This window comes from Burkholderia sp. 3C (assembly GCF_054589155.1).
In genome coordinates this window covers 122,548-128,122 of the sequence record NZ_BAAILN010000112.1, presented here as the reverse complement: position 1 = coordinate 128,122, position 5,575 = coordinate 122,548, and the positions used below count along the sequence as shown (strand labels likewise).

The window sequence follows — 5,575 nt, the reverse complement described above, 5'->3', positions numbered from 1 at the left end:
GGATCAGATCGGGCCGGCCGGGCGCCCCGCGGCGCGACACCGGCCTGCGCCGCCGCCCTGCAATATGACGTTGTCATGTCGGCGGCGCACGCCGAGCACCCGCGCCACAGTTCCGCCCGATCGAAGGCCAGTCGAAAGCTGGCCTCAATAGAATCGGCGCCGGACCAACCCGGGATGCCCGAAACAATGAAATTGAAGACTTGCTGGATGCTGGCGCTGCTGGCCGCACCGATGCTCTCCCACGCCGAAACGATCGCCGCCCCCGCCATCAAGGCCGGCGATACGTGGGCCTACCTGAACACGCTGCAAACCGGCGCGGACACCTCCAAGCAATCGCATGACAGCATCGTCGCCCTGCGCACCGATGCCGATCACATCTACTTCGAGATCAAGACGGCCGGCTCCACGCAACCGCCGCTCCAATCGGTGGCCGGTGCGAACTGGAGCCGCTCGCGCGAGCTGAACGGCGTCGAGACGGTGATCAGCGAGCCGCTGTCGTTCCCGCTGACGGCCGGCAAGCAATGGCGTATCAAGTACACCGAAGCGCAACCGAACGGGCAAGCGGTCACGCGCACCTACGACACCACGCTGCGCGTGGTCGGCCACGAGGCGGTGGACGTGCCGGCCGGCCATTTCGACGCGATCAAGATCGAAGGCAACGGCCAGTGGACCAACCACACCGCGCCGGCCCAGCCGAACGGCAAGCCGACCGATGTGTCGGGCAAGCTCTACAAGGCGTTCTGGTACGTGCCGAAGATCAACCGCTGGGTGAAGTCGATCGAGCAGTTCGACAACCCCAACGGCAAGCACTCGCAACGCATGACTTCGGAACTGGAGTCGTTCCAGGCCGGCAGCGGCAAGGTCGACGCCACCGCGGCGCCGGCCGCACCGGCCAAGAGCAAGGGCAAGACGCCCGGCGCCTCGATGATCTGAGCGCGGCGGCGCATCGCGGTGCTGCGCCGAGCAGCCCGCGGTGCTAGGCTTGGGGCCTTCGTCCCCCTTTCGCCCCAAGGCCGCCCATGCTCTTCGCCATCACGCTGCTCGACCGTCCGAATTCGTTCGAACTCCGCACTGAAACCCGCCCCGCCCACAAGGCCTATTTGTCGGCCGCCGGCGAGCGCATCGCGTTTGCCGGCCCGCTGTTCGGCGACGACGGCAAGACCCCCGCCGGCAGCCTGCTGGTGATGGATTTCGACTCGCGCGAAGCCGTGCACACCTGGCTCGACGGCGAGCCGTACACGCGGGCAGGCGTGTATGGCTCGCGCAGCGTCCTCCCGTTCAGCAACCTGTATCCGCAGAAAGTCGGCTTCCCGCCCGAGGCCTGATCCGCCTGTCAACAGGCCGCCCGGCCCCATGCCCGGCGGCCCCGCCCGATTCATCCACCGGGTAGATGGCAGTCATCAAAATATTTCATATACCGAAATAAAATCGATGGCATAGTGCCGATGCCTCGATTTCTCCCCGGTCGCTCGACCGCCGGGAACGCCCAGCCAGTTCGTCACCGTACGACAGCCACGCATCGACCCATTCAGCCCGACCCGCGAACGACGCCACGACCGTCGCGCCCGCGGCGTCGTGCCGAGCCGTAGTACCTGCCGGCCTGCGCCGGTCGCTCGAACCCGGTGGTGCCCGGATCCCTGACCCGTCATCGCTTCACACTCGTCCGACCGGCCGCAATTCGTCTGCAAATAGACATGATTCTCATTCCAATAACGCCGATCATTCGCCGTCAAGCCCGGCGAACGATGCGCGGCCCGGCAGGTTCGCTACCCGCGAAGCCGGCGGCAACACCGTTTCGAAACACAACAACAGGACACACCGCATCATGGCAAGGACTGGCCGCCATTTCACCGACACCACCCGGCTGACCCGCTGCGCGGCGCTCGCCGCACTCGCCTGCGCGGCGCTGGTCGATCCGGCATTTGCTCAGGAATCCGACACGACGTCGCAGGACACGCCTCGGGAAGCACGCAAGGAAGCCCCGAAGGAAGCGTTGAAGGAAGCGCTGAAGAACACCACGCTCGACGCCATCAACGTGTCGGGCGACTGGCTCGGCAGCGGCTTGCAGAACAGCGTGAAGACCTTCGCGGGCGCGCGCACCGTGGTGAACCACGACACGATCGAACAGAGCGGCGCGTCCAGCATCGGCGACGTGCTGCGCCGCGTGCCCGGCGTGCAGGCCACCGACAACTCCGGCTCGGCCGGCAGCGCGATCTCGCTGAACATCGGCGTGCGCGGCCTGACGGGCCGCTATGCGCCGCGCTCGACGATCCTGCTCGACGGCATCCCGCTCGCGTTCGCGCCGTACGGCCAGCCGCAGATGTCGTTCGCGCCGATCAGCCTCGGCAACATCGAATCGATCGACGTGGTGCGCAGCGGCGGCTCGGTGCGCTATGGCCCGCAGAACGTGGGCGGCGTGATCAACTTCCGCACCCGCGAGATCCCGAACACGCCGGGCCTGACCGCCGACGCCACGATGCGCGAGAACGTCTACACGCATGGCGGCGCGAGCACCCAATACAGCACGTTCCTCGGCACGCAGCTCGACAACGGCCTCGGCGTGGCGCTGCTGTATTCGGGGATGGCCGGGCGCGACTGGCGCGTCGGCAGCGACGAGAGCGTCAACGATCTGCAATTGAAATGGCGCTTCGAGCTGACGCCCAGCTCCGAGCTGTACGGCAAGTTCTCGTACTACGACGTCAAATCGCACACGCCGGGCGGCCTGACGGTGGCGCAATACAACGCCGATCCGTTCCAGAACACGCGGCCCACCGACTTCTGGTACGGCGACCGCAAGGGCTTCGACGTCGGCTACCTGAACACCATCTCGGCCACCCAGGAATTCGAAGTCCGAACCTTCTACAACGAGAGCTACCGCACCAGTTCGCTGATCAATGCGGCGCGCACGCAATTGCAGGACCAGCCGCGCACGTATTCGGTCTACGGCATCGAGCCGCGCTACACGCAGCGCCTGACGCTCGGCCCGACCGCGCACGACGTGACGGTCGGCTACCGCTACATTCGCGAGCGCGGCACCGACAACAGCTTCAACCAGTCGATCCTGACCGGCCTGATCAGCAGCCCCACGCGCTTCGACAATTCGACCGATGCGAACGCCGTCTATATCGACGACCGCATCGCGTTCGGCCGCTGGCGCCTGACGCCGGGCATCCGCTACGAGCACATCGAATCGACGCGCCGCGACGACATCCTGAACCAGAGCTTCGGTTCGAAGAACAACAAGCCGCTGCCGGCCGTGAATTTGTCGTACCTGCTGACGCCGACGCTGACGCTGTTTACCGACTACAGCACCTCGTTCGGCCCGGTGCAGAACCTGCAGCTCAATTCGCAGTCGTCCGGCAACCCGTTGCAGCCGGAAACCGCCAGGACGTTCGAAGTGGGCGCGCGCTGGACCAGCCGCCAGGTGCATGCCGAGGTGACCGCGTTCAACATGCGCTTCGACAACCAGATCCTGCAGGTGGTGGGTTCGGTGCCCGCGACGTTCCAGAACATCGGCGCGACGCATCACCAGGGCATCGAAACGGCGTTCGATTACGAATTCGCCGATGACGGCCCGCTGCGCGGCCTCGACGCCTACTTCAACTTCACCTACACGAAGGCGATCCAGGAATCGGGGCAGTTCGCGGGCCTCGACGTGCCGTTCTATTCGCGCTTCACCGACACCCTCGGCATGCGCTACAAAACCGGCGCGTGGACCTTCAACGTATCGAGCACGCACCAGAGCGCGCAATACTCGGACACGGCGAACACGGTGGCCGAATCGGCCGACGGCAGCGTCGGGCGCGTGCCGGGCTTCCGCGTCTGGAACCTGCAGGCCGACTGGAAGATTCCGAAGATGAAGGGCAGCACGCTGACGGCCGGCATCAACAACGTGGGCGACGCGCGCTACTACACGCGCAACGTCGACGGCAACGCGGGCCGGATGGTCGGCGCGCCGCGCACGGTGTACGTGCAGGGGCGCTTCGTCTATTGAGCGTCGCATGAAAACGGGGGCGCGCCGGCATGACCCGGCGCGCCCCCGCTGGCTCGAATGCTCAGGCGTGCTTCAGATATGCGCGCCGAACCATTCGAGCTGGCGCGCGATGCTGCTGTCGAAATGCGCGCCGTCGTACATGTCGTAGTGGCCCGCACCGGCCTCCACGTGCAGCGCCTTGTTCGCCGCGCCCACCGCTTCGTACAGCGCCGTGCCCTGCTCGGGCGGGTTGACGCCGTCGTCGCCGGCCACCACCACCAGCACCGGGCACGCCACCTGGGCCGCATGCGCGGCCGGCCGGTAGTTCAGCATCTCGCGCACCGTCAGGAACGGGATCTTGATGTCCATCTGCGGATAGCGCTGGCGCGCATCCTCGACGAACGCCTTCGATTGCGGGTCGGTCAGCACCTTGGTGATGGCCACGAACATCTCGCGGCCGGTGGCCGCCTTCTTCTCGTGCATGCGCGCAAGCGTCGACACGAACGCCTGCTTTTCCTCGGCGCTCATGCTGCGCGTGACGACCTGCTCGCCGTCGGCGAAGCTCAACTGGCTCACCACCGCCTTGACGGCCGGATCGGCCGCCGCCGCGGCCAGCACGTGGCCGCCGCCGAGCGAGGTGCCCCACAGGCCGATACGCGCCGCATCGATGCCGGGCTGCGCGCGCACGAACGCCAGCACCGTGGCGATGTCCTCGATCTGCATCGCCGGCACCAGGCGCCCCTGCTCGCCGCCGCTCGCGCCGAAGCCGCGATAGTCGAACGTGACGGCGGCATAGCCGGCCGCGACGAACGCCTCGGCGAAGCGCGGCAGCAGCACCTCCTGGATGCCGCAGAACCCGTGACACAGCACGATGACGGGCGCGTCGCCCGCGGTTTCCGGGCGGCGCAGCGTGATCGCGATGTCGTTGTCGGTGCGATGAGTGGTAATCGGCATGGAATTGAAAGCTGGGAATGAAGGGGCGGGAAATCCGGCTGCGCGAAACGCTTCGCGATCCGAAGCGTCGCTCCGGCAAGGGCCTGGCGCCGGATGCGGGCGACCATGATACAAGAGACCCGCGTTTCTCGGGCAGCGCCTCGTCATGCGCCGCTTCGTGCGCTTCGCCCCGCCGTCGTGCGGTTCGCACGGCAGGAGCCGCCGGGCCGATGCCGGCGGGTCGCCGGTCAGTCGCCGTCGCGCACGGCCGTGCCGAACGCCTGCGGCGAAGCGCGCCCCCGCCCCGGCAGCATCCGCACCAGGATCTCGTCGCGATCGATGAAATGATGCTTGAGCGCGGCCAGCACATGCACGACGATCACCGCGCCGGCGCTCCAGGCGAACGCGCGGTGAATCCACATCCAGCGGTCGTAGCTCGCGTGATCGACGGCCGCGAGCGGCGGCAGGTTGAACAGGCCGAGCACCGGCACCGGGTGCCCCGCCACCGAACTCCAGATCCAGCCCGACAGCGGCGTGGCCATCATCACGCTGGCATACAGCACGATGTGCACGCCGGTGGCCACCGCACGCATCGGCGGCGAGAGGGTCGGCGGCAGCGCGGGATAGGCGCGGCGCCTGAGCCAGCGATAGACGAGCCGCGCCACTACC

At 67.2% G+C, this 5,575-nt stretch carries 5 protein-coding genes; 3 read left to right on the top strand and 2 right to left on the bottom strand.

All coding sequences use genetic code 11. The features are described from left to right. The first annotated feature begins 186 nt into the window (after positions 1 to 186). From ACYP33_RS23090 to ACYP33_RS23080, 3 genes are all read left to right on the top strand, one after another. On the top strand, positions 187 to 933 hold the full coding sequence (locus ACYP33_RS23090; RefSeq protein ID WP_459624071.1) for a hypothetical protein: 747 nt from the start codon (positions 187 to 189) through the stop codon (positions 931 to 933). Between the two features lie 86 nt (positions 934 to 1,019). After that, positions 1,020 to 1,325: a YciI family protein gene (locus ACYP33_RS23085; RefSeq protein WP_414441555.1), complete on the top strand. Its 306-nt coding sequence runs from the start codon at positions 1,020 to 1,022 to the stop codon at positions 1,323 to 1,325. A 500-nt stretch (positions 1,326 to 1,825) separates the two neighbouring features. Further along, positions 1,826 to 3,994 carry a TonB-dependent receptor family protein gene (locus tag ACYP33_RS23080; protein WP_459624070.1) on the top strand — a complete coding sequence of 723 codons (2,169 nt, stop codon included), beginning with the start codon at positions 1,826 to 1,828 and terminating at the stop codon, positions 3,992 to 3,994. Positions 3,995 to 4,066: 72 nt separating this feature from the next. On the opposite strand, the gene uilS is transcribed toward ACYP33_RS23080, so the two are convergent. Next, complete coding sequence (gene uilS / locus ACYP33_RS23075) at positions 4,067 to 4,927, bottom strand: UilS family quorum-quenching N-acyl-homoserine lactonase (protein WP_414441553.1); 861 nt, start codon at positions 4,925 to 4,927, stop codon at positions 4,067 to 4,069. 227 nt (positions 4,928 to 5,154) lie between these two features. Beyond that, positions 5,155 to 5,575 (bottom strand): cytochrome b (locus ACYP33_RS23070; protein ID WP_459624069.1); only part of this gene is annotated, 421 nt, incomplete at its 5' end.

Bases quoted from the DNA above. Each gene is read 5' to 3' on its own strand.
- ACYP33_RS23080 (WP_459624070.1), top strand. From the start codon at position 1,826: ATGGCAAGGACTGGCCGCCATTTCACCGACACCACCCGGCTGACCCGC.
- ACYP33_RS23085 (WP_414441555.1), top strand. From the start codon at position 1,020: ATGCTCTTCGCCATCACGCTGCTCGACCGTCCGAATTCGTTCGAACTC.
- ACYP33_RS23090 (WP_459624071.1), top strand. From the start codon at position 187: ATGAAATTGAAGACTTGCTGGATGCTGGCGCTGCTGGCCGCACCGATG.
- uilS (WP_414441553.1), bottom strand. From the start codon at position 4,927: ATGCCGATTACCACTCATCGCACCGACAACGACATCGCGATCACGCTG.